This is a genomic window from Asticcacaulis solisilvae, assembly GCF_052327315.1.
In the GTDB taxonomy this organism is placed as follows: domain Bacteria; phylum Pseudomonadota; class Alphaproteobacteria; order Caulobacterales; family Caulobacteraceae; genus Asticcacaulis; species Asticcacaulis solisilvae_B.
In genome coordinates this window covers 2,292,188-2,314,044 of record NZ_CP166196.1, presented here as the reverse complement: position 1 = coordinate 2,314,044, position 21,857 = coordinate 2,292,188, and the positions used below count along the sequence as shown (strand labels likewise).

The 21,857-nt window shown below is 62.2% G+C and carries 23 protein-coding genes and 3 tRNA genes; 10 read left to right on the top strand and 16 right to left on the bottom strand.

Annotation, left to right across the window (positions count from 1 at the left end; genetic code table 11):
- Positions 1-127: 127 nt before the first annotated feature.
- The 3 genes from AB8717_RS10930 to AB8717_RS10920 all read right to left on the bottom strand — a co-directional run bounded on the left by AB8717_RS10930 (position 128) and on the right by AB8717_RS10920 (position 3,955).
- Positions 128-1,993, bottom strand: a complete 1,866-nt coding sequence (locus AB8717_RS10930; protein ID WP_443747366.1) for an Lnb N-terminal periplasmic domain-containing protein — start codon at positions 1,991-1,993, stop codon at positions 128-130.
- A gap of 60 nt (positions 1,994-2,053) precedes the next feature.
- Entirely contained in the window at positions 2,054-2,572 is a 519-nt protein-coding gene (locus AB8717_RS10925) for a DUF3015 family protein (protein WP_443747365.1), read from the bottom strand.
- Positions 2,573-2,848: 276 nt separating this feature from the next.
- Positions 2,849-3,955 (bottom strand): acyltransferase family protein, encoded by a 1,107-nt coding sequence (locus tag AB8717_RS10920; protein ID WP_443747364.1) that lies wholly within the window; start codon positions 3,953-3,955, stop codon positions 2,849-2,851.
- Between the two features lie 94 nt (positions 3,956-4,049).
- On the opposite strand from AB8717_RS10920, the gene AB8717_RS10915 reads away from it, so the two are divergent.
- Positions 4,050-4,766, top strand: a complete 717-nt coding sequence (locus AB8717_RS10915) for a DUF6445 family protein (RefSeq protein ID WP_443747363.1) — start codon at positions 4,050-4,052, stop codon at positions 4,764-4,766.
- Here the strand turns inward: AB8717_RS10915 and AB8717_RS10910 are convergent.
- The 4 genes from AB8717_RS10910 to AB8717_RS10895 form a co-directional block, all read right to left on the bottom strand.
- Positions 4,763-5,296, bottom strand: a complete 534-nt coding sequence (locus AB8717_RS10910; protein WP_443747362.1) for a MarR family winged helix-turn-helix transcriptional regulator — start codon at positions 5,294-5,296, stop codon at positions 4,763-4,765. The genes AB8717_RS10915 and AB8717_RS10910 overlap by 4 nt on opposite strands.
- Before the next feature lie 461 nt (positions 5,297-5,757).
- Positions 5,758-6,948 carry an elongation factor Tu gene (gene tuf / locus AB8717_RS10905; protein ID WP_443747361.1) on the bottom strand — a complete coding sequence of 397 codons (1,191 nt, stop codon included), beginning with the start codon at positions 6,946-6,948 and terminating at the stop codon, positions 5,758-5,760.
- Positions 6,949-7,030: 82 nt separating this feature from the next.
- Positions 7,031-7,104 (bottom strand) — tRNA-Gly (locus AB8717_RS10900).
- Positions 7,105-7,178: 74 nt separating this feature from the next.
- Positions 7,179-7,262, bottom strand: a tRNA-Tyr gene (locus AB8717_RS10895).
- 389 nt (positions 7,263-7,651) lie between these two features.
- Here AB8717_RS10895 and rlmB point away from each other — a divergent pair.
- The 4 genes from rlmB (at position 7,652) to AB8717_RS10875 (ending at position 10,064) form a co-directional block, all read left to right on the top strand.
- Positions 7,652-8,329 carry a 23S rRNA (guanosine(2251)-2'-O)-methyltransferase RlmB gene (gene rlmB / locus AB8717_RS10890; RefSeq protein WP_443747360.1) on the top strand — a complete coding sequence of 226 codons (678 nt, stop codon included), beginning with the start codon at positions 7,652-7,654 and terminating at the stop codon, positions 8,327-8,329.
- Positions 8,330-8,413: 84 nt separating this feature from the next.
- On the top strand, positions 8,414-8,854 hold the full coding sequence (locus AB8717_RS10885; protein ID WP_443747359.1) for a DMP19 family protein: 441 nt from the start codon (positions 8,414-8,416) through the stop codon (positions 8,852-8,854).
- A gap of 186 nt (positions 8,855-9,040) precedes the next feature.
- Entirely contained in the window at positions 9,041-9,730 is a 690-nt protein-coding gene (locus tag AB8717_RS10880; RefSeq protein ID WP_443750875.1) for a YjbE family putative metal transport protein, read from the top strand.
- A gap of 13 nt (positions 9,731-9,743) precedes the next feature.
- Positions 9,744-10,064 carry a YidB family protein gene (locus tag AB8717_RS10875; RefSeq protein ID WP_443747358.1) on the top strand — a complete coding sequence of 107 codons (321 nt, stop codon included), beginning with the start codon at positions 9,744-9,746 and terminating at the stop codon, positions 10,062-10,064.
- Positions 10,065-10,096: 32 nt separating this feature from the next.
- On the opposite strand, the gene AB8717_RS10870 is transcribed toward AB8717_RS10875, so the two are convergent.
- The 6 genes from AB8717_RS10870 to metG all read right to left on the bottom strand — a co-directional run bounded on the left by AB8717_RS10870 (position 10,097) and on the right by metG (position 14,404).
- On the bottom strand, positions 10,097-10,540 hold the full coding sequence (locus AB8717_RS10870; RefSeq protein ID WP_443747357.1) for a DUF805 domain-containing protein: 444 nt from the start codon (positions 10,538-10,540) through the stop codon (positions 10,097-10,099).
- A gap of 81 nt (positions 10,541-10,621) precedes the next feature.
- Positions 10,622-11,155, bottom strand: a complete 534-nt coding sequence (locus AB8717_RS10865) for a DUF805 domain-containing protein (RefSeq protein WP_443747356.1) — start codon at positions 11,153-11,155, stop codon at positions 10,622-10,624.
- Positions 11,156-11,246: 91 nt separating this feature from the next.
- A complete protein-coding gene (locus tag AB8717_RS10860) occupies positions 11,247-11,759 on the bottom strand; it encodes a DUF805 domain-containing protein (RefSeq protein WP_443747355.1) in 513 nt (170 codons plus the stop codon).
- A 17-nt stretch (positions 11,760-11,776) separates the two neighbouring features.
- Complete coding sequence (locus tag AB8717_RS10855) at positions 11,777-12,196, bottom strand: DUF805 domain-containing protein (RefSeq protein WP_443747354.1); 420 nt, start codon at positions 12,194-12,196, stop codon at positions 11,777-11,779.
- A 94-nt stretch (positions 12,197-12,290) separates the two neighbouring features.
- Positions 12,291-12,689: a DUF805 domain-containing protein gene (locus AB8717_RS10850; protein WP_443747353.1), complete on the bottom strand. Its 399-nt coding sequence runs from the start codon at positions 12,687-12,689 to the stop codon at positions 12,291-12,293.
- Positions 12,689-14,404: a methionine--tRNA ligase gene (gene metG / locus AB8717_RS10845; protein ID WP_443747352.1), complete on the bottom strand. Its 1,716-nt coding sequence runs from the start codon at positions 14,402-14,404 to the stop codon at positions 12,689-12,691. Before metG ends, AB8717_RS10850 begins: the two co-directional genes overlap by 1 nt.
- 145 nt (positions 14,405-14,549) lie before the next feature.
- Here metG and AB8717_RS10840 point away from each other — a divergent pair.
- The 5 genes from AB8717_RS10840 to AB8717_RS10820 all read left to right on the top strand — a co-directional run bounded on the left by AB8717_RS10840 (position 14,550) and on the right by AB8717_RS10820 (position 18,310).
- Positions 14,550-14,625 (top strand) — tRNA-Thr (locus AB8717_RS10840).
- Between the two features lie 133 nt (positions 14,626-14,758).
- A complete protein-coding gene (locus tag AB8717_RS10835) occupies positions 14,759-15,841 on the top strand; it encodes a hypothetical protein (protein WP_443747351.1) in 1,083 nt (360 codons plus the stop codon).
- Positions 15,842-15,897: 56 nt separating this feature from the next.
- Entirely contained in the window at positions 15,898-16,929 is a 1,032-nt protein-coding gene (locus AB8717_RS10830; RefSeq protein ID WP_443747350.1) for a hypothetical protein, read from the top strand.
- A gap of 57 nt (positions 16,930-16,986) precedes the next feature.
- Positions 16,987-17,253: a hypothetical protein gene (locus AB8717_RS10825; protein ID WP_443747349.1), complete on the top strand. Its 267-nt coding sequence runs from the start codon at positions 16,987-16,989 to the stop codon at positions 17,251-17,253.
- Positions 17,254-17,329: 76 nt separating this feature from the next.
- Positions 17,330-18,310 carry a magnesium transporter CorA family protein gene (locus AB8717_RS10820; RefSeq protein WP_443747348.1) on the top strand — a complete coding sequence of 327 codons (981 nt, stop codon included), beginning with the start codon at positions 17,330-17,332 and terminating at the stop codon, positions 18,308-18,310.
- A 3-nt stretch (positions 18,311-18,313) separates the two neighbouring features.
- Here AB8717_RS10820 and AB8717_RS10815 read toward each other — a convergent pair whose 3' ends face one another.
- The 3 genes from AB8717_RS10815 to AB8717_RS10805 all read right to left on the bottom strand — a co-directional run bounded on the left by AB8717_RS10815 (position 18,314) and on the right by AB8717_RS10805 (position 21,769).
- A complete protein-coding gene (locus AB8717_RS10815) occupies positions 18,314-18,991 on the bottom strand; it encodes a class I SAM-dependent DNA methyltransferase (RefSeq protein WP_443747347.1) in 678 nt (225 codons plus the stop codon).
- A 122-nt stretch (positions 18,992-19,113) separates the two neighbouring features.
- Positions 19,114-20,421, bottom strand: a complete 1,308-nt coding sequence (locus tag AB8717_RS10810; RefSeq protein ID WP_443747346.1) for a PQQ-dependent sugar dehydrogenase — start codon at positions 20,419-20,421, stop codon at positions 19,114-19,116.
- A gap of 91 nt (positions 20,422-20,512) precedes the next feature.
- Entirely contained in the window at positions 20,513-21,769 is a 1,257-nt protein-coding gene (locus AB8717_RS10805; RefSeq protein ID WP_443747345.1) for a sensor histidine kinase, read from the bottom strand.
- Between the last annotated feature and the right edge of the window lie 88 nt (positions 21,770-21,857).

The window sequence follows — 21,857 nt, the reverse complement described above, 5'->3', positions numbered from 1 at the left end:
GGGGGCTGGGTTCGCGCAGCCGATGCGCCGGTCCATGGTCGGAGAAAGCCGGTATGGCCGCAATTACATGGCAGGTAATAGACACCCGCTTGCAGCCCGAAACCGGGTATTGCATATCGCTTTCAGGTCACCAGTAAAGCGCCAGTCCCGTGCGCCACTGCCGGTCGGTGCGGTGGCCGTCGTATTCGGCGCGCAGTTCGCCGTAGACGTCGACATCCTGAGCGACGGCATAGCGCGTCTCGACCCTGGCCTGGACCAGCGGATGACCGGCCTGCGACAGGTCTTGCCAGGCGGCGAACTCGGCCATGGTGCGCCAGGGCTGGGTGGCGTTGTGGACCAGGCCCAGGGTCACGCCGGTCTGCACCGCGCCGTATTTCGCATTGGGCCCGACCAGCCGCCCGCCGACCATGGCGTAGCCGACCAGAGAACGGCCGAGCCAGGCGCTTTTACCGACATTGGCTTCGGCGACGCCGGCAAGGCAGTCGTTGCACGACAGACGCTCCTGGTCGGCGGCCAGGCGCAGGCGCCAGGCGAAGCCGCCCTGCCCCGGCAGGCCGGTCTGCGACAGGTTGAGCGTGGTGATGCGCACGGCATCGAGCGCGCGCAGGGTCACCTTGCGTCCGTCGCTTTCCAGCCGGATGTCGCCGAAGGAAAGTTCCGAATACGGCAGCGCCCCCGGCGTAATCGACAGGAAATCGTCATAGGCGAAGCGGATGCGGGCATCCATGCCGGTGCCCAGCGCCGAATTTCCCATCAGGCCGAACTGGGTCATGCTCGACTTCTGGCCCTCATGGGGTTTCAGCGGCGGAGCCGGATTGCCGAAATCGGCGCCGCCGGCAGGCCGGCGCAGGCGGGCGACCAGTAGGTCGCGGCGCGCGGCCTCGTCGGCCGGCTGAATGGTGTTGGCCTCGAAGCTTTCGGCCGAATAGTAGTCGAGCAGGGTTTCGATAACCCGCCCCTGGGAGCGGGTGTCCAGTCCCGCGACATCGGCTTCGGCGCCGGCCTTGGGCGTGCGCAGATAGGCGGTCACCCTCCCCTTTTCGGCCGAGGTCAGGGCGACGTACTTGGTCTTGAGCCGCGTCTTGCGCGAATCCAGGCGCTCGACGCTGGCGACCAGCGGGCGGTCGCCGTTCCGCGCCCTGGACAGGCCGTCCAGCGTGTCGACCGGCATGATCCAGGGCTTGTCCGGCATCAGGTCCTGCCCGGTGGCGACATCGATCAGGTCGACGATGCGGTAGGCGCAGTTCTGACGCAGGAAATAGTAGCGGTTATAGACGCCCTGCAGCTCGAAGGCGTGGGCGGCCAGGAGGTCGGCCTGATCTTGGGTCAGCGACAGCTTGTATTCCCATACGTCGCGCATCTGCTTTTCGTTGTAGCGATGCAGGTGCATGAAGAAGGTCATGTTGGAATAGGTGGCGCGGTACTGGCCGCTGAGGCCCCGCACGACGTAGACGAAGCCGTTTTCGCTCGGGGGAAAATAGGCGCCGTTGCTGATGGTGTTTTCCAGCAGGGCGTCGCCGGGACTGGCGCTGTCGGTCGTCAGGCGCAGCAGCATATGGCCGTAGAAGGTCGCCGGGTTGCTGAGGTCGCCGGAGGCGAAGATGATGCTGGCGCCGGTGACGGGTTTGGGCCCGCGCCATTTTTCGAATACTTCGCAATGCACCGCCGGGATGTCCGCAGGCAGGGCGTGGCGCGATTGCAGCCAGACATAACGGCCGCGGAACCGGCATTGGGCATGTTGGTCTGGATTGTCGCCAGCCGGTGCGGCCATGGCGACGAGCGTGGCGTCAAGTTCTGCCTGCGGATCGTGCGCGCCTTGCGGAGACAGGAAGAAGCCTTCCGAGATGACGTCGCTGTGCGTGTCCTTGCCGTGATAACCGAGGAGGCCGCGCCAGGTCGGATCCGACGCCAGGCTGGCACTGCCGGTAGCATGAGCCGTGCCCGAGACCATAAGCCCCGAGACCGTGGCGGCCAGGATAAGGGATTTCAGCACAACGCCCCCGAACTGAAACGGGGGCCCGATGCCGGACCCCCGCTGAACGCAAACTGATATTTAGACGGCGGCGCAGGTGGCCGAATACTTGGTCGCGACGGTCGTGTCGACGACGTTGTACAGGGCGGCGGCCTTCTGGTCCTTCGTCATGTTGACGAATTCCGGCTTGGTGGCGACGTCGGCGAAGCTGACGCGGATGTCGTTGTACAGCGCGGTGCGGGCGCTTTGCTGGCAGTTCATGACATCGGCCAGAGCCGTCAGGTACTTGCCTTGGCCGACGGCGATGTCGGTTTCAAGGGCGGCGTACGAGCTGCCGACCAGCATGGCGGTCTTGGCATGGGTGCCCGAGCACTGATCCGGCGACGAAACGGCCGACGACAGGGCGGTCGTGCCCCAGTCCCAGATCACGTTCGAGATCGCGGCCGCGACGTGGTTGTTGTTGAAGATGGCGGCGCCGATACCGCACTCGGTATAGGCGTTCGGTTGCGGCTTGGCGTCTTCGGCGTGAGCCGTCGTGGACAGAGCGGCCGAAGCGAGCGCAACAGCGGCGCAAGCACCGATGATCGACTTGAATTTCATTGGAACCCCTTGATGTTTCCGTTGACGAAACATTCCCAAAAAAATCCGGGCTTTGCCCCCCGTCTTCCCCCAGGAACGAGCAACCATAACACGCATGTGTGAGATGACAACGGTCATTTCATGTTGCGTTGCGATATTTGTTTCAAATTTGAAATATTCAAGTTACTGATTATATAAAGAATTTTCCATCATATTACATTATGACACCGATGGAATTGGCGCGGCGCTGCAAAATCTGCGGATGTGTGGCTTCCGGGTCCGTATACAATACGAACCTTAGACCTTGATGATGATTCTGCGCGTGTCCAATATCCACGCCACCAGCCAGCAGACCAGGGCGTAGGCCATGGCGCACAGGAGCGCGCCAAGCGCGCCGGGGGCGATGGCCTGGAACACCGATTTGCCGATCCAGGTCCAGGAATCGTCCTTGCCTATGGGAATCATCCACAGGACGACGACCAGAAGCTCCGAAAACAGGTAGATGATCAGCGGATTGCGGCCGAAAATCTCGAAGAACCGGGCCACGGCCCTTCCCCTGCCCGCCAGGTCGAGCAGCGAGATCAGGACGGTCAGCACGACCAGGTCGATGCCCACGGTCAGAAGAACGAAGCTCGAGGTCCACAGTTTCTTGCCGACCGGAAGGACCGTGTTCCAGCCGAGCGCCAGGACGATCAGTATGATGCCGGCTGTCAGGAAGCGCATGGCGACATAACGGCTGGGGGTATGTTTGCGAATATAGAGACCGGCCAGATAACCCCAGATGACGTTGACACAGGCGGGCAAGGTGCCCAGCAGGCCTTCGGGCTCGAAGCCGTCGTCCCACTTATAAAGGTGCGCCTTGCCGAGGACGGCCAGGTCGATGACATTGCCTATATTTTGGGCCTTCGAGAGTTGCTCCCCCGCCGGTCCGGCGTACATCAGGATGCCCCAGTAGCCGAAGAGCAGGACCAGCGACAGGACGATAAGCCCGCGTACGCCGAGATAGCGGGCGGCGATCGCCGTCAGGCCGTAACAGAGCGCGATGCGTTGCAGGACGCCCATCAGGCGCGTGTCGGAGAACGGCTTCAGGACCCAACCGGCGTCGGTATGCTGAACGAAGGGGAACCAGTAGAGGAAGACGCCCAGCGCGAAGATGATGGCCGTACGGCGCAGGGTCTTTATCCAGAAGCCGCTTTCGGAAAGCCTGCCGCCGAAGGCCATGGCGTTGCCGGTGGCGAACAGGAAGGACGGAAAGACGATGTCGGCGGCGGTAAAACCGAACCAGTCGGCGTGTTCGAGCAGCGGATAGGGCTTTGCGCCCGCCCCTTGCGTATTGACGACGATCATCAGGCAGATCGCCAGTCCGCGAAAGACGTCGAGCGAGGTAAAACGTACGCGGTCCATTATGCCACTCCCTGTTTTAGGGAAGCTTCCGACACATCGAGGGCAAGAGCAAGAAGACCAATTTTATTTTGCGGTCGCCGTGTTAGGGTTGCGCATGGAAACGGGAACCCTGGACTTGAGACTTAATCCGGCCGCGCGCGTCAATCTGAGGCGGATCGGCAGGGAATTGAACCCGGTGATCGTCATCGACGACGTGTTCGTCGACAGCGACGCCGAGGCGCTGGCGGACCATGCCGCCGCGGCCGATTGGGCGCCACCGGAGACGACCTATTATCCGGGTGTCAATGCCGCCCTTCCCCCCGCCTATCTTCAGACCCTGGCGCCGGTGTTGCGGCCGACCTTCGCGCGGGGTTTCGGGCTGCCTGTCGATGCCCGGCTGAACGCCTACGGCTTCTTCGCCCTGGCGACCTGGGGGCTGGAACGCTTCGGGCCGTTGCAACGCATTCCGCATTACGACCAGCCGAACCCGAAGAGCCTTGCCATGGTGCATTATCTCTGCAAAGGCCAGGGCGGCGGGACGGCCTTCTTCCGCCATCACGCGACAGGCTACGAGTCGATCGATGCCGTTCGGCGCGAGGGCTATATGCTGACGGTGGCCGACGAGATCGAGCGCGATAATCAACTATTGATTAACTTTGCCGGGCCTGACACGCCGAACTATGAGATGGTGGATCGTGTCGAAATGCGCTTCAATCGTATCGTTCTGTATCAGAGCAATATCCTGCACTGCGCCTTGTTCGACGGGGCGGTTTTAAGCGACGATCCGCGGACGGGCCGGCTGACGGCCAACACCTTCTATGCTTTCGGCTAGGGTTCCTGGCCGGGTTGTGGCGTGAGGTCGGCGCGGATCTCGGCGATACTGTCGAGACGTTGGCGGAAGCCGCGGCGCGCCAGGGCTTCATCGATGCGGTTGACGACCATGGTTAAATCAATGTTGATTTCACGGGCCAGCTCCGCATAGGCGGCGTTGATCACCGGCAGCAATGTCCGCAGGCGGGCGACAGCCGTCTGGCCGTCCTGGGTGAGGAAGATCAGGCGGCGGCGCTTGTCGTTTTCGTCCGGCGTGAAGTGGACGAGTTTCAGCTGTTCGAGCTGGGACAGCAGGTTGATCATCAGGGGGTGCGACATCTGCACCTGCTTGGCAACCTGCATGATGGCCAGGCCCGGCATATCGTCGATGAGCAGCAGGGTCGAGAGGCTGCGCGCCGGCGCCGTCAGGCCGGAATCCAGCAGGAATTTTTCGATATCGTCGACAAAGGTTTCTACAAGGCGCTGAAAGCGTCTTGCCAGGAAGGGCTGGCCCAAGGCGGCAATGAAATCCGGTGCTGGATATGTAATCATTTACGTAAATTATGACATAGTTTGGTGGGGATGGCAAGGGATGGTGTGGGGGCCCTATGACCCCTGTCCTTTAGCTCCGCCCTCACCGCTTCGCGCAGGGAGAAGAAACGAGCGCGAACGCTCCTCCCTACGCGCAGCGTGGGGACGGTGAGCGTGGCCGAGGTATAGCCTCGGCAAGTGTAGAAGGGGTGGAGGGGTATCTTGCTTGCCAGGCAGTCGGGCTTTGTGGGTCGGCGTAAATTGTGGCCTCTTCCTTTAGCTTCGCCGGCTTTGGCCGGCTACGCCCCCTCCACCCCTTCGGGGTCCCCCTCCCCATGCGAAGCATGGGGAGGAGCAAAACAAAAAGCCCTCCCGGCGGACCGGAAGGGCTCTGGTAGTCTTAGTCAGATGCGTCAGGCACCCTATGTCCGGTCTGAGCTCGCAACGTGTCGAACGTCCGGGTCCAGGGGCCGTGCCCCTGGTTACTCGACGATCTTGGCGACGACGCCGGCGCCGACGGTGCGGCCGCCTTCACGGATAGCGAAGCGGAGCTTTTCTTCCATGGCGATCGGGGTGATCAGTTCGACGTCCAGCTCGGCGTTATCGCCCGGCATGATCATTTCCACGCCTTCGCGCAGACGGATGATGCCCGTCACGTCGGTCGTACGGAAGTAGAACTGCGGACGGTAGTTGGTGAAGAACGGGGTGTGACGGCCGCCTTCTTCCTTGGTCAGGATGTAGGCTTCGGCCACGAACTTGGTGTGCGGGGTGATCGAGCCGGGCTTGCAGAGGACCTGGCCGCGCTCGACGTCTTCACGCTTGGTGCCGCGCAGCAGCACGCCCACGTTGTCGCCGGCTTCACCCTGGTCGAGCAGCTTGCGGAACATTTCGACGCCCGTGCAGGTCGTCTTCTGGACCGGGCGGATGCCGACGATTTCGACTTCTTCACCCACCTTGACCACGCCGCGTTCGACACGGCCGGTCACGACGGTGCCGCGGCCCGAGATCGAGAACACGTCTTCGACCGGCATCAGGAACGGCAGGTCGATCGGACGCTGCGGTTGCGGGATGTAGGCGTCGACCTGGGTCATCAGCTCGAGGATACGGTCTTCGCCGATGGCGGCGTCGCGGCCTTCGACGGCGGCCAGGGCCGAGCCCTTGACGATGGGGATATCGTCGCCCGGGAACTGGTACGACGACAGGAGTTCACGGACTTCCATCTCGACGAGTTCGAGCAGTTCTTCGTCGTCGACCATGTCGACCTTGTTCATGAACACGACGAGCGCCGGAACGCCGACCTGGCGGGCCAGCAGGATGTGTTCGCGCGTTTGCGGCATCGGGCCGTCAGCGGCCGAAACCACCAGGATACCGCCGTCCATCTGGGCGGCGCCGGTGATCATGTTCTTCACGTAGTCCGCGTGACCCGGGCAGTCGACGTGCGCGTAGTGACGGTTCTGCGTCTCATATTCGACGTGCGCCGTGTTGATCGTGATGCCGCGGGCCTTTTCTTCCGGAGCCGCGTCGATTTCGTCGTACTTCTTCGCCGTCGCGCCGCCGGTCTTCGCCAGGACCATCGTGATCGCCGCCGTCAGCGTCGTCTTGCCGTGGTCAACGTGGCCGATCGTGCCGATGTTGCAGTGAGGCTTATTACGGTTGAATTTTTCCTTGGCCATAGGTCAGGCTCCGTGTGCCCATCAGGGCTAAGGGTTAAACGGACGGACAAGCACGTTTGCTTGTGCGTCAGGCGGATATAATTGGAGCGGGTAGTCGGAATCGAACCGGCATCCTCAGCTTGGAAGGCTGCTGCACTACCGTTGTGCTATACCCGCCGAAGAGCCGCCACGGACGTGAGCGCCGCTTCTTATTCAGATTGATCGGAGGCCTGCCGGGATGTGACGTGCGATGGTGGGGGAAGCAGGACTCGAACCTGCGAAGCTTACGCAGCGGATTTACAGTCCGCCCCCTTTGCCGCTCGGGACATTCCCCCAAACGCACGTGGTCACATTCAACCGGACGCCTTAAACTTGACCTTTAAAAAAAGCTCAAGTCCGAAAACGAAAAAAACTTTTGCTGGCCCAAGGTTTAGTCGTAAGACGCAGCCCTTGAAGGCAAAAGTCCTCACCGAGGCCTCAAATCGGAGCGCGTCTTATAGTGTCGTCTTTTCACGAACGCAACGACCCCAAGCGGCAGAAATCGAAAAACCGTGCACAAAATTTCGCGAAGCCCCAGAAACCGGGTGCGCAACAGGCGCGCGGCAGTGACGACGGTGCGCGGAAACCACAAAATATTCAAAGATCTAAGGTCAATGACGACGGCTGGCTGTGGGGGGCGCACGCGGTCGAGGCGGCGCTGAAAAATCCACGCCGGAATGGGCCTTTGAAGCTGATTTTAAGCGAGGATCGGGCGAAAAGCTTCAATCCGGGCGCCTATAAACGCTCGGATATCCGCGTTACCGTGCAGCCGATGGCCGAGATCGGGCGATTCCTGCCGCAGGGCGCGGTGCATCAGGGTATGGCCGTGCACGGCCCCGCTATGGAAGGCGAATCGCTGGACGACTTGATGGAAGCCGGTGCGGGCCGTGAGCGCGATGTCATACTGATGCTCGACCAGGTAACCGATCCGCAGAATATCGGCGCGATCTTCCGTTCGGCGGCGGCGTTCGGTGTCACCGGCATGGTCATGCAGGACCGTCATTCGCCGCCGATCCAGGGCGTGCTGGCCAAGACGGCGGTCGGCGCGGCCGACATGGTGCCCTTCGCCCGTGTGACCAACCTGTCGCGCGCGCTCGAGACCCTGGCGGAAAACGGCTATGTCAGCGTCGGGCTGGCCGGCGAAGGCGAAAGCAACCTGCATGAGCTGCTGGGCGCCCAGGGCTGGGGCGACAGCTTACGCAAACTGGTGCTGGTCCTGGGCGCCGAAGGCGAAGGCATCCGCCGGCTGGTGGCCGAACACTGCGATCACCTGGCGCGCATCCCCATGCCGGGCGGCTTCGAGAGCCTGAACGTCAGCCACGCGGCGTCCATATCGCTGTATGAGGCGCTGGGAAGGCGCTAAGCGCTTTTATTTCGAAGCGGATTGAGGACGACAAGCGAGATGGCAGGTGCGGGGAAGAGATATTGGCCGGTTGTAGACGAGGCCTTGCAAACACTCGACATGAGTTGGGATAACTCTCCGGCCTTTTGGGCGTCGTTCGGCAACCTTGCGCCCGCGGCACAGGTCTTGGTGCCTGCGCATTTCTGCGACGCAGAAATATGCAATGGTGGATTTTATCAGCTCTTCTTCAACAGCACGGGCATATTTGCCAAGTCAGGTCAGCAGGCCTTTATCGTATTGGGAATGCCCGAGACAGCGGCTTTGATCGAGAAGGCATTGCTTTGGTTTTCGCAAGAAGAGCTTCCGGTCCGGGAAGTCAGGATTGAAAAACTGACTTCGCATCGAGCGGCGATCGAGCTGCGTATTCCCGATGCGCAAAGGGAGGATTGGGATCCGTTCGCCGCGCTGGACGATCTCTATTATGAAGTGGCGGATCGTGAAAATGGCGGCTTCGTTGCTGCGGCCGACCGTTTTGCGGAAGGCTGAAGCTTGCGTCACGGCATTCCTCCTGTTCCAATGGCGCCCGTTTGATCTGGAAATGGTCCGTTGACAAGCGCGCCGTCATCCTTAATTGCTTAACGGGACGGCCGAGACCAAGGGAGCCATGACGTGCATTTCGACCTGTCGTTTCTGAACGCATGGCTTCCGTTCTATAAGGCTCACCACGACGTACTGGGCCCTGCCCTCGCCTTCCTGCAGGTGGTTTTCATCGACATCGTCATGGCCGGCGACAATGCTGTCGCCGTCGGCATCGCGGCCGCCGGCCTGCCCGCCGACCGGCGTAAGAAGGCCATCATGTACGGCCTGATCGGCGCGGTCATCACGCGCATCGGCTTCGTGCTGATCACCGTGCAACTGCTGAAAGTCGTCGGCCTGTTGCTGGCCGGCGGCCTGTTGCTGCTCTGGGTGTGCTGGAAGATGTGGCGCGATATGCGCAAGCCCGTCGAACCGGATCATCCCGATGCCGTCAATCGGACGGGTCGGCGCCGCAGCCTGGCCTCGGCCGTGGTCTCCATTCTGGTCGCGGACGTTTCCATGTCGCTCGACAATGTGCTGGCAGTGACGGGCGCGGCTGAAAACCATGTCTGGGTGCTGGCCTTCGGGCTGCTGTTCTCGATCGCCGCCATGGGCGCGGCGGCCCACGTCATCGCCAATGTGCTGCACCGCTATCACTGGATCGGCTATATCGGCGTGCTGGTCGTGCTGGGCGTGGCCTGCAAGATGATCTGGGAAGGCGGCAGCGAGGTCTGGGAGGTCGGTCACTGCGACACGACGCTGAAGTGCCTGCCCGAACTGGGGTCGCGTTTCGTAAGCTGGGTCAAAGGGTTGGCGCAGCTGGTTTCACAATATTCTCACGCATAGGACTGGGGAATTTATGTCCGAACTTCATAACAAGCTGGCGCAGTCCGGCGACCATCACCACAGCCACGGCATCATCCACATGATGATCGAGGGCGCGCTGATCGGCGGGGTCAGCGCCCTGCTGGCCCATCTGGTGTCGAACGGCATGAAGGACGTCGTCGACAAGTGGCAGGAGGGGCAGCATCACAGCATCGACGCCTCGGCGCTGGGCGATATCCTGGGCCAGGACAAGATCCAGGCGATCGCCAGCCGCACGGGCCTGTCGGTCGACGACACGCTGAAATATCTCAGTGACCACCTGCCGGGCGCTGCCAAGTCTCACTTCGGGCATTAAGATTGAAGGCCGGGCATCCCCGGCCTTTTTGCTTACGCCATGTCTTCCGGTATTTCGTCGCCGTCCCAATGACGGATGGCCGGGCCTTTCAGGGGCGCCGGGCCGTACTTGTTGCCGCTGATGCTGCCGGGCAGCAGGGCGCATTCGACCAGGGCCCACAGATTTCCGATCACCGGCACCAGGCCGATGACGACCCACCAGCCCGAACGGCCGCGGTCGTGCCAGCGCTTGACCAGCAGGCAGAAGCTCATCCAGGCCACCGGAATGGCCAGGAGCAGGCCGATCAACACTGGGCGCGCGCCGGTATCGCTTAAGGACGGGCCGTAGGCGGTAATCTGGGGTGTCAATCGCTCGCCGAGCGACTGAAGGCCGAAGACGGCAAGGCCGGTCATGGCGGCCAGGGTCAGGCTGCCCATCCAGAAGCCGCCACGGCTCAGGCGGCCATTGGGATTGAGCAAGGCATCGGTGAAGCGCATGGATATCTCCCCTGTTCGACTCTCGCGGCCGATGACAAAGGGTATCATCCGTTAAACATAACGGCGCTCACATTGTTGCGATCACGCTTCGCTCTCGTAGTAGCGATAGCCGTCGCACGGCGGGCCGTAGCGGTTGGCGCGCGGTTGCCCCGCCATCAGGCCGCATTCGACAAAGGTCCAGACCAGGAAGATCGTATAGAGGGTCGGCACGACGCGCATCAGCACGGAGACGTCACTGCCGTAGCTGTACGGATCGCCGTAAAAACTTACATCTCCGTACAACCAACGCAGGGCATAGCAGGCCAGGCCCAGCGCCATGACGATGCCGGCGATGAAGCCGGACTTGCCGCGGTCGTGCCAGCGCTTGGCGTTGAGGCAGACGATCGGCCAGAGGGTCAGGGCGACGCAGACGCCATAGATGACCGTGGTTTCGTCGGGCCGCCATGGATCGTCATAGAACAGCGCGTCGAGAAAGGCCGGCACGGCGCTCCAGTGTCCGAAGACATAGTGCTGAAGCAGGAGGGTCAGCAGATTGACCAGGATCGACCAGGTCCAGTAGTCGCGCCGGCCGATGCGGCCTTCGGCGCTGAACAGCATTTCGGATAGCGAACCCATGGCACCCAACTCCGCGATTAACCATCCAGCGTTGACACGAAGGCGGGTAAAATCGCGATAAGAAACACTGGGTCAGGCCGTCATGGGACCGTCAGAACACGGCGGAAGGGTCGGCGCCCCTGCCCTTCGGTGACCGGCCGTAGCGGTTGGGGCCGGGCGTGCCGTCAAGGCAACCGCATTCGATGAACTGCCAAAGCATGAGACCGATCAGCGGTGCTGATATCAGATATTGCAGCAGCAGGTTTATGTGCGCAGCCTGGATACCGAATGTCGCCTGCGCCCATATGGAGGTCACGGATGCGGCGATATAGGCGGCGGCGATCCACGCCGGACGCCCGCGGTCGTGCCAGCGCTTTGCGGCGATACAAAAGTGCGGCCATTGGCGGGCGAAGTAGATTGCCGCTGCGAAAAGGGCGTAAGGCGTCGTCTTGCCCTGGTACCACGCTCCATCGCTGAAGAACGACTTTCCGGGACGCCCTAGTATCACCCCGTGAACAATCATTTGCGCAGCCATCAGGGTGACCCAAAGACCGATCGAATAAACCCAGTAGTCCCGGCGGCGGATACGCCCCGCCGGGCTGAACAGAATTTGAAAAAACGACATGCCCCCTCCGAACCTGCCTAGAATGCCGCCGCCAGGTTCTGCTTCGGCGACGGGCCGTAACGGTTGGATCCCGGCGTGCCGTCGACGAAGCCGCATTCGATGAACTGCCACAGCCATCCGATGAACGGAATAAGGACGACCAGGACGAACCAGCCCGACTTGTCGCGATCGTGCCAGCGTTTGACCAGGACCGCCAGCTTCATCCAGATGGCGACGATCGCGAAGACATCGAAGATCGGATTGGTGACGTAGCCGGTGATGCCCCAGGCGTCTGCCGGGCCGAACGGGCCGCTGTAGCGCATGCCGTGGTCGACATGCCAGTGGCCGAGCTGCCAGAACAGGCCGCCGTAGACGAAGCCGAGCACCAGGAAGAACAGCCAGAAATGCAGGCGGCGGATGCGGCCTTCGAAGCTGAAAAGGAACTGGACAATCGACATGAGCGAGTCTCCGGGTTTGCGATAACCGGATTATAGGCGCATGCCGCCGCCGTCCTACTGAATTCCTCGTAACTTTGTGAATCTTTGGAAAGGTTCAGAAAACGTCTTCGCTGCGCACGGGTTTGGGAGACGGCCCATAGGGATTTGGGCCGGGCATGCCGTCGCGCAGGCCGCATTCGACAAAGGTCCATATCCAGCCGGCGACCGGAATCAGGTTCATGCGCCACCAGCGGTAGGACCGCCCCAGGTCGTGCAGCCGCTTGATATTGAGAGCGACGGCGATCCAGACGAACGGAACCATAAGCCAGGGCAGAATCATGACGGTCTGACTGACCGCCTGAAGGTTGTCATTGCCGATCGTCCGCGCGACCGTGATACCCAAACAGACAACGACGACGATAAGGGCGACGAGACCGTTAAGGCCCGAATAAAGCCAGAAGTCCCGCCGCCGGATCCGCCCGTTCAGCCCGAACAGCATCTGAAACAGCGGCATCAGCCCTCGCTGCCGCCGAACCGCTCGGCCCACTCGGCGATCTGCGTGTCCTCGATCTTCCTGAACAGGACCTCGGCCGCCGCCACGCCCTGCCCTGCCGGCAGGTGCGACAGTTCGGCCCGGGCGTCGTCGGCCGGCCACGCCATAGGCAGGGTCTCACCGACGCTTGCCGCGATCTTTTCGGCCGTTGACGGAATCAACGGTTGCGCCAGCGATGCATAGAGGCGGACAAGGTTCAGGCCATGGCGGACGATGACGGCGGCGCGCGTGGTGTCGGTCTTGAAGGCCGTCCACGGCGCGGCTTCCTGAAGGTACTCGTTGCCCAGCACCCAGATACGGCGGATGGCCTGGGCGGCCTTGCGCATCTCCATTTCGTCGAAGGCCTGGGTGGCTTCGGCGATCAATGTTGAAAGGTCGGCATAGAGCTTCTCTTCCAGCGGTCCGGCCTCGCCGCCTTCGGGGACTTTCGCCTCGAACTTCGACTCGGTGAACTTGACGATGCGGTTGACGAAATTGCCCAGCACATCGGCCAGGTCCTTGTTGATCGTTGCCTGGAACTGCTCCCAGGTAAACGAGCTGTCCGAGCTTTCGGGCGAATTGGCGATCAGGTACCAGCGCCAGTAGTCGGCGGGCAAAAGGTCAAGCGCCTGGTCCATGAAGACGCCGCGGCTCATCGAAGTCGAGAACTTGCCGCCGTACCAGTTCAGCCAGTTGAAGGCCTTGAGCGTGTCGACCATCTTCCACGGCTCGCCCGAGCCGAGGATGGTTGCCGGGAAGCTGACCGTGTGGAAGGCGACATTGTCCTTGCCCATGAATTCGACATAGGTGACGTCGTCGGCGCCCTGGTCGAGACGCCACCACTTTTTCCAGCCGTCCGCATCGCCTTTCGCATCGAACATTTCGCGCGTGGCGCCGATATATTCGATCGGCGCGTCGAACCAGACGTAGAAGACCTTGTTTTCAAAGCCCGGGCGTGGCTGGCCGTCCTTCGTCACCGGCACGCCCCACGCAAGGTCGCGGGTAATGCCGCGGTCGATCAGGCCCTCTTCCAGGTGTTTGTTGGCGATCGACTTGGCCAGATGCGGCCAGTTGTCGTGGCTGGCGATCCATTCGCGCAGCTGCGGCTCGACCTTGGTTTGCAATAAATATAGATGCTTGGTGTCGCGAACTTCGAGATTACGTGAACCCGAGACGGCCGAATATGGGTTGATCAGGTCGGTCGGGTCGAGCAGCCGGCCGCAATTGTCGCATTGGTCGCCGCGCGCCTTGTCGTAGCCGCAGTGCGGGCACGTGCCTTCCACATAGCGGTCAGGCAGGAAGCGGCCGTCGTCGATGGAATAGACCATCTTGTCGGTGCGTTCCTCGATGAGGCCGTTTTGGTCGAGGGCCTCGCAGAAGGCCTGCGTCAGCTCGCGGTTCTGCCGCGACGAAGACCGCCCGAACCAGTCGTAGCTTAAGCCGAACTGCTCGCCGGCGCGGCGCTGGATGTCGTGCTGTTCGTCGCAATAGGTGCGCACGTCCTGGCCGGCCTTGGCGGCGGCCAGTTCGGCTGGCGTGCCGTGCTCGTCGGTGGCGCAGATGTAGAGCACCTCATGGCCCTGTGCCCGCATGAACCGCGCATAGACATCGGCCGGCAGCATCGAGCCGGCCAGGTTGCCCAGGTGCTTGATGCCGTTGATGTAAGGGAGCGCGGACGTGATGAGGATGCGGGACATGAAAATGCTCTCTGATGATGAGAAGCCGCCGGTTTAAACCGATTTCGTTCGGAAAATACAGATGGGATTGCGCCATCGTGGAAAAAAGACCGGCGCCGTATGGACAAGGCGTTTCGGCGTCGGCATAAGGGCAGCCCGTTTGGATGCCGGCTTAGCTCAGTTGGTAGAGCAGTTGTTTTGTAAACATCAGGTCACGGGTTCGAATCCTGTAGCCGGCACCAGCGGAACGTTCTCGCCTTAAAACCTGTGAATCATGAGCCCCGCGCCGTTGCACGGTTGCCAGGAGGCTTTGCAAGCCCCACAATCATCGGTTATATTGAGGATGGCGGTGTTCCGGCGCCATTGGGGGATATCATGCATTTCAGAACTTTCGTACCGGTCGTGGCTTTCGCTGCGGCCATGACGCTTCCGTTCGCCGTGCGCGCGCAGGAGGTTCACACCCTGACGCCGCGGTTTCCGGATACCTTCAAAGTCCGCACCACCACGGTCAGCGACGGCGACATGGTCATGGAGGACAAGCATACGGCCTCGCATTCGACCATGGTCTGGACGACCGACGCGCATAAGACCGCCGGCGGCTATCACGGCACGGTCGCTGTCGAGTCGATGGAAAGCAGCGCCCCGGACGCTGCGGCCGGCGCGGCGCCCGCGACGCCGGGCGGCATGAGTCCGGCCGACATGCAGCAGAAGATGACGGCGTTGTTCAAGCTGCTGGGCAATGCGGAAGTAACCTATGACAGCCGCATGCGGGCCGTCAGCGTCGACAATCTCGACACCATGCGCGGCAACTTCAAGAACCTGCTGAGCCTGAGCGCGCCCACGCAGGACGCATCGAAGATGACTATGGTCTTCGATATGTTGTTCGCGGACATCACGCCGCAGTCGGCCGCTGCCCTGCTCCGCCAGTCGACGCAGGCGCGTACGCCCTACGACACGCCGCTGCCGCTCAATACCGCGGTGCCGCTCGACGATTCCAGCCTGCAACTCTTCGGGGCGACGCTGAATATGGGCGGGACGGCCACCTTGACCGGTTGGGAAGATGGCAAGGCCGCGCACCTGACCTATGTTGTGCAGCCCGACGAAGCCGACATGCGCCGCTTCGTTGGCGTCGCCGTCAACACGTTCCTCAGCAAGGCGTTCGCATCGATGGGAACGGCCAAGGAGCAGCCCCAGATGGACCAGGCCAAGGCGATGATCACCCGCATCGTCGACAACATGTCGATGAAGATCGTGGCGACCTGCAAGGTGGACGTGGACCTGACCGACACGGCGCTGCAGCACCGCGACTGCACCAATAATGTCGACGTCACGATCGATATGCGCAAGCTGTTGACGGACGAGCAGCTCAAGGCCAACCCCAATGCCGCCGCAAGTCTGAAGGTCATGACCTTCAGGATAGCCGGTCATGCGGTGTCGGACGCGGTCCTGGTGAACTGAGTATTTCCGGAAGCTGCCGCACGGCAGCTTCTTTTTTGCAGGCAGGAGAGATTATCATGGCTTTGAAACACGTTCTGGCGGCCGGCTCGATGGCTGCAATCCTGGCGGCGGCATCCGGTGTCCAGGCGCAGGAAACGCATACGCTGGTTCCGCACTTTCCCGACAATTTCAAGACGCGGACGACCATCGTCAGCGACAACGACCAGACCATGCAGGGCAAGCCGGTCGCCACGCATTCGAAGATCGTCATGCTGACCGATATGCGCAAGACGGCGGACGGCTATCATGCGACGCTGACCGTCGAGTCGGCGGACAGCAAGATGGACGGCGCCGACGGAACGCCGCAGGCGGCTATGGCGGCCAAGATGTCGTCGCTGCTGACCACCGTCGGCCACGTCGAGGCAACCTACGACAAGGACATGATGCCGGTTCGTATCGACAACCTCGACGACATCAAGACCAAGGTCAAAGCCTTGATGACCGCCGATACGGATCCCCAGAAGAAGGCCGCGGGCGAAGCCGTCTACAACATGATGTTCGCCAACCTGACACCGGAATCCGCGGCGCAGTTCCTGAAGCAGATGAAGCAGTCCAGCATGGTGTTCAACCGGCCGCTGGTCGTGGGCGTCGACACGCCGGTGACCGGCGATCCCATGACCATGATGGGCGCGACTTTCCGTATGACTGGCACGGCGAAGCTGGTGTCGTGGACCGAGGGCAAGTCCGCCCGCCTCACCTACTCGATCGCGCCGACCGACGAGGACATGCATAATTTCGTCGTCGCCATCGTGAAAAATGTCGTCAACCAGATGGCGGCCGGCCAGGACGCCAAGGTCAAGGACATGATGGACCGCATGCTGGATGGCATGAAGGTGCACATGACCTCGACCTGCGATGTCGATGTCGACCTGGTCGATACGGCCAACAGCCACGGTGACTGCACGACGCGTTCGGACATGACCATGGACTTGCGCAAGATGTTCACCGAAGACGACCTGAAGGCCAAGCCGGAACTGGCGCAGAAGCTTCAGGTCATCACGATGACGCAAAGCGGCCATGTCGTCGTCGACAGCGTGGTCGTCAACTAGGCATCGACTTCTTACGGCCTGGCGCGGCATGGATGTCCCGATCCAAGGGAGATGCCCATGCCGCGCTATACCTACCGTCTCGTCGACAACAATACGGGCGAGGAGGTCTATCCCTCCGACGGCTTTGCCTTCGCCGCGCCGCCCGTTCCCGAACATCGTATCCACGACCCTGAAATAATGGCGCGCTACGGCGGGCCGGCTATCGTCGACCGCGTCGAGGAGTCCGAAGGCGCCGACGGCACGATCGAGGTCAGCGTCTATATCGACGCCGTCGAGGAGGTCGTCAGCGGCGACCTTACGGACGAGAACTACCGCCGGAGCTAGGGCGAACATCGGCCTGTCGTAAAAGCGTCAAGTAACCTTCCTATGGTTCGGCGGCTCAACAAGGATGCGCGCCGCCATGATGACCGTGTTTCACCGCGTCGACGAGCGGATCGAGCAGGTCTTCGTGCGGCCGCAGAACGCCGTCCCCGAAAATCCCGTCTGGATCGACCTGAACAATCCGTCCTTCGACGAGGAAAAGCGGGTGAAGGCCCTGCTGGGCATCGCCATTCCGAACCGCGAGGAAATCTGGCGCAACCACGTCACCAACCACATGTATGCCCAGGGCGGCGTGGCCTATATGAACGCCGCCGTCATCCACAAGACCGATTCAAGCCATCCCAGGACCAGCGCCATCACCTTTATCGTGGCCAGGTCCTGCCTGGTGACCATCCGCTACATCTATCCCACGTCCTTCGAGCACTTCCAGCGCCGGCTGACCGCCAATCCCGGCGCCTGTCCAACACCCGACCATGTGCTGACCGGGCTGCTGGAAGAGATGGTGGCGCGCGTCGCCTACCACGCCGACCTGCTGGACGAAGGCCTCAGCGACCTGGCCTATCGGATATTCGACAACCACACGTTTGAGAACAAGCAGGGCAACCCGTCGATTATCCTGCGCCAGCTCCTGCAGAAGCTCGGTAACCTGAACCAGCTCAACGCCAAGATCTTCGAAAGCCTGAATTCGCTGCTCAGGCTCCAGACCTTTCACCGCGACGAGCTGGGGGGCCGCCATCCGGACGTGCGCCGGCGGCTGGTCGTGCTGCTGCATGAGACCCAGACCCTGGCCGACCAGTCGAACTTCCTGTCGAGCCAGATCAGCTTCCAGCTCGACGTGTCGCTGGGCATGATCAGCGTCGAGCAAAACCTGATCAGCAAGATCTTCACCATCGCAGCCGTCTTCTTCCTGCCGCCGACCCTGATCTCCAGCATCTACGGCATGAATTTCGAGCACATGCCGGAACTGCACTGGTTTTTCGGCTATCCGCTGGCCCTGACGCTGATGGTCCTGGCGGCGGCCGGAACCTTTGTCGGCTTCAGGAATAAGGGCTGGCTTTAGGTCTTAGGCTTTTTCGAAAGTCCAGATGCGGATCAAAGGCTTGCCCAGATGTTTCTCCCAGGCCGAATTGCGCCGGACCAGGGCGTTACCGCCGAATACGTCCATATGCGACAATAGCCGCAGGTCGGCGTCACGCGCGGCCGACTGGATATCGGCCTCGCTGTGCGCAAAGCTTTTCAGCCGGACGGTTTCGCCAGTCCCGGGGTCGGTAAAATTGGCCTGGGTGCCTTTGGCGATGCGGTCCGGGTGGATTTCCGACAGCAACAGCTCACTGCTATCGGCCAAGGCTTCGCCGGCGCGCCGGAAGAAGGTGGCAAGATCGCCGATATGCTCCAGCACCAGGGCGGTCACGACGGCATCGAAAAGCCCGAGGTTCAGCGGGCCCGCCATGATGTCGGCCTCAATCAGTTGCGCCTTGCAACCCGAAAGTTTTTGACGGGCGACATCGAGCATGCCGGGTGAAAGGTCGATACCGGTCACGTCGTTGTCGCGGGCCAGCCGGATCGTGTGCCGGCCGGTACCGCAGCCGATTTCCAGCACGCGTTTGTCTTTCAGGTGGGCATAGAGCGCCGGAAAGGTCATGTCGTCGATGGCGACGGTCGAGTTGGCGTAAGAGTCGTAGATGGCGGCCCAGCGGTCGTAGCCGGCGCGGTTTTCATTCGAGGGGTCGGGTATCGTCATGGCGACAGGCTCCCATGGCGCGGAACAGCCTTTCCGCGGGTAAGGAGCGTAGATTTTGTACCGGAAAGCCCGGCCGCAGCGCCACTGCACGCGGGGCTTTTACCGCCATGCGGCGATCATGTCTACTCCGGCGTCACGCGCCAAACCATCCCGCCGACGTCGTCTGCCACCAGCACGGCGCCCAGGTTGTCGACCGCGATGCCGACAGGGCGGCCATAGGCCTTGCCGTCCGGGCTGAGGAAGCCGGTCAGGATATCCTGGGCCGGGCCGGACGGCATACCGTTGGTGAAGGGCACGAAGGCGACCTTGTAACCGCTTTGCGGATTGCGGTTCCAGGAACCGTGCATGCCGATGAAGGCCCCGTTGTGATACTGCGGCTGCAACAGGTTGCCGGTATAGAAGGCCAGGCCCAGCGCCGCCACGTGCGGTCCGAGCGCATAGTCGGGGGCGATGGCCGAGGCCACCTTCTGCGGGTCCTGCGGTTTGACTCGCGCGTCGACGTGCTGGCCGTAATAGCTGAAGGGCCAGCCGTAGAAGGCGCCCTGCTTCACCGAGGTCAGGTAGTCGGGAACAAGGTCGCTGCCCAGTTCGTCGCGCTCGTTGACCACGGTCCATAGCTGGCCGGACTGGGGCTGCCACGCCATGCCGTTAGGGTTGCGCAGGCCCGTGGCAAAGTCGCGCCTGGTGCCGGTGAAGGGGTCGATCTCGATAATCCGCGCCCGGCCGTCTTCGACCGCCAGGCCGTTTTCGCCGGCATTGGAATTGGAGCCGACCGTCACATAGAGCAGCTTGCCGTCAGGCGTGGCAATGACGTTCTTGGTCCAGTGGTGGTTGATCGGGCCGGCCGGCAGGCCCGCGACCTTGACGGGCCTGGCGGTGATCGCCGTATCGCCTTCGTGGTAGGGAAATTTCAACAAGGCGTCGGTATCGGCGACATAGAGGTCGTTGCCGACCAGCGCCATGCCGAACGGCGAGTTCAGCCCTGTGATGAACGGAATTTCCTGATCAGCGGCGCCATCGGCATTGGTGTCGCGCAGCAGCACGATGCGGTTCGGGCTGCCCTTGCCGGAGCCCACGTCCTTCATGATCATTTTCATGAAGAAGCCCTTGATGCCCTTGGCATCGTCGGGCTTGGGCGGGGCGTCGGTCTCGGCCACGAGGACGTCGCCGTTCGGCAGCACATAGAGCCAGCGCGGATGTTCGAGGTTACGGGCAAAGGGGTGAACGGCGAATCCCGGCGCCGGCAAGGGGGCTTTGTCGATCGGCCAGCCCTCCGCTTTCGAAACCTTGACAGTCGGGAACAGGGTCTGGTGCGGGGGCGGCAGCTTGGGCGCCGGGCCCATGCCGTCCTCGGGCTTGAGCTGCGCGGTTTCCCCGCAGGCGCTCAGGGTCAGTATCGCGGCCAGGGCGGCGAAGGCGTGCGTCTTCATGTCGGGCGTCCTCTCTTTGCGGTCAGTCAGGCGCCGGAGATGCGAAAATTGCGCTGTGGAAGTGCCGGGGCGGGACAAATATCCCGTAAAATCAGGCAGCCCTGGGCAAGGTAAAACAGAAGCAGGCGCCCTCGCCTTCCTTCGACTCGCACCAGATGCGGCCGCCATGGATGCCGATTATCTTGGTGCAGATGGCCAGTCCCAGGCCGGTGCCCTCTTCGTTGAGATTCAGGCGCTTGAACGGCTGGAAGATGCGGCCGATGTCATGTTCGGATATGCCGTCGCCGTCGTCGCAGACGCGGAACAGCCACTGCCCGTCCTGGTCCAGGGCGTTGACCGTGACGGTGACCGGGCGCCGGCAGTGCCGGATCGCGTTGCCGAGCAGGTTCTGGAACAGTTGCATCATCTGGCCGGGATTGGCCTCGACCGCCGGAAGGGCGTCGCATTTGATCGTCGCGCCGCTTTCCTCGATCAGGCGATGGAGGTTTTCCCGCGCCGCCGACAGGGCCGTGTCCATGGCGCAGGCCTCTTTCCGGACGCGGCTGGGGTCGTGCAGCTGGGTGTAGGCATAAACCGTGTCGATCATCATGCCCATGCGGACGGCGCCGCGGCGGACGAAGTCGAAATAGGTCACGGCGCTTTCCGGAAGGCCGCCGTCCTCGACGATCATGTCGGTAAAGGCTCGTACCGTCCGGACCGGCTCGCGCAGGTCGTGCGCCAGGGCGTGCGTGAAGACCTCAAGGGTCTCGCGCTGCTCGTTGATGTGCGCCTGCTGGCTTTCGAGCCGCCGGATCTTGTCTTCCAGGTCGCCGACCAGCCGGACATTTTCCCACGCGACCGACGTGACGTCGGCAAGGGCCTGAAGGACGCCCAACGCCTCAGTGGTGGGCACATGCGACCGTCCGCGCCAGTAGATGCACACGGCGCCGATCGGCGCCGTACGCCGGATCGGCACGATGGCCAGGCTGGTCAGCACTTCGGGATCGTAGGTCCCGGGCTTGACCCAGGGATGGTTGTTGATGTCGCCGATGATGACGGGTTCACCACTAAGGATGACCCGGCCCGTCATGCCGCTTTCGAGCGGAAAGCGCCGGCCGGTGAACTGCGGCGTCTCGGCGCTTTCGGCCACGCAATGCCCCATGTCGCCGTCTTCGCGCAGGATGAAGGTGGCGCCGTCCGATTCGGCGATCCTGCGCGCGAAATCCGTGACGACGCCGGCCACGGCGTCGATGGTGCGGGCATGGGACAGGACTTCGACCACCGGCACCAGCTGTTCCATGGCGGCTGCGTACCAGGCGCTTCGCGGCGCTTCCCCTTCAGCGGGCGAGGTCGATGGCGGAACGGACATGAAAAAGGCCGGTTTTTGGGTCTGAGACGCGAGCCTACACCTATTTGTGCAATTGCAAATGTAGAAAACAGCCGGAAAGTTTAAACCT

What these genes read in the sequence shown, in the direction of transcription:
- AB8717_RS10855 (WP_443747354.1), bottom strand. Translation starts at nt 12,196, where the DNA reads ATGTCGATTGTCCAGTTCCTTTTCAGCTTCGAAGGCCGCATCCGCCGC.
- AB8717_RS10865 (WP_443747356.1), bottom strand. Translation starts at nt 11,155, where the DNA reads ATGGGTTCGCTATCCGAAATGCTGTTCAGCGCCGAAGGCCGCATCGGC.
- AB8717_RS10810 (WP_443747346.1), bottom strand. Translation starts at nt 20,421, where the DNA reads ATGAAGACGCACGCCTTCGCCGCCCTGGCCGCGATACTGACCCTGAGC.
- AB8717_RS10860 (WP_443747355.1), bottom strand. Translation starts at nt 11,759, where the DNA reads ATGTCGTTTTTTCAAATTCTGTTCAGCCCGGCGGGGCGTATCCGCCGC.
- AB8717_RS10830 (WP_443747350.1), top strand. Translation starts at nt 15,898, where the DNA reads ATGGCTTTGAAACACGTTCTGGCGGCCGGCTCGATGGCTGCAATCCTG.
- AB8717_RS10815 (WP_443747347.1), bottom strand. Translation starts at nt 18,991, where the DNA reads ATGACGATACCCGACCCCTCGAATGAAAACCGCGCCGGCTACGACCGC.
- tuf (WP_443747361.1), bottom strand. Translation starts at nt 6,948, where the DNA reads ATGGCCAAGGAAAAATTCAACCGTAATAAGCCTCACTGCAACATCGGC.
- AB8717_RS10920 (WP_443747364.1), bottom strand. Translation starts at nt 3,955, where the DNA reads ATGGACCGCGTACGTTTTACCTCGCTCGACGTCTTTCGCGGACTGGCG.
- AB8717_RS10820 (WP_443747348.1), top strand. Translation starts at nt 17,330, where the DNA reads ATGATGACCGTGTTTCACCGCGTCGACGAGCGGATCGAGCAGGTCTTC.
- AB8717_RS10825 (WP_443747349.1), top strand. Translation starts at nt 16,987, where the DNA reads ATGCCGCGCTATACCTACCGTCTCGTCGACAACAATACGGGCGAGGAG.
- AB8717_RS10875 (WP_443747358.1), top strand. Translation starts at nt 9,744, where the DNA reads ATGTCCGAACTTCATAACAAGCTGGCGCAGTCCGGCGACCATCACCAC.
- AB8717_RS10870 (WP_443747357.1), bottom strand. Translation starts at nt 10,540, where the DNA reads ATGCGCTTCACCGATGCCTTGCTCAATCCCAATGGCCGCCTGAGCCGT.
- AB8717_RS10925 (WP_443747365.1), bottom strand. Translation starts at nt 2,572, where the DNA reads ATGAAATTCAAGTCGATCATCGGTGCTTGCGCCGCTGTTGCGCTCGCT.
- AB8717_RS10805 (WP_443747345.1), bottom strand. Translation starts at nt 21,769, where the DNA reads ATGTCCGTTCCGCCATCGACCTCGCCCGCTGAAGGGGAAGCGCCGCGA.
- AB8717_RS10915 (WP_443747363.1), top strand. Translation starts at nt 4,050, where the DNA reads ATGGAAACGGGAACCCTGGACTTGAGACTTAATCCGGCCGCGCGCGTC.
- metG (WP_443747352.1), bottom strand. Translation starts at nt 14,404, where the DNA reads ATGTCCCGCATCCTCATCACGTCCGCGCTCCCTTACATCAACGGCATC.
- AB8717_RS10850 (WP_443747353.1), bottom strand. Translation starts at nt 12,689, where the DNA reads ATGCCGCTGTTTCAGATGCTGTTCGGGCTGAACGGGCGGATCCGGCGG.
- AB8717_RS10910 (WP_443747362.1), bottom strand. Translation starts at nt 5,296, where the DNA reads ATGATTACATATCCAGCACCGGATTTCATTGCCGCCTTGGGCCAGCCC.
- AB8717_RS10835 (WP_443747351.1), top strand. Translation starts at nt 14,759, where the DNA reads ATGCATTTCAGAACTTTCGTACCGGTCGTGGCTTTCGCTGCGGCCATG.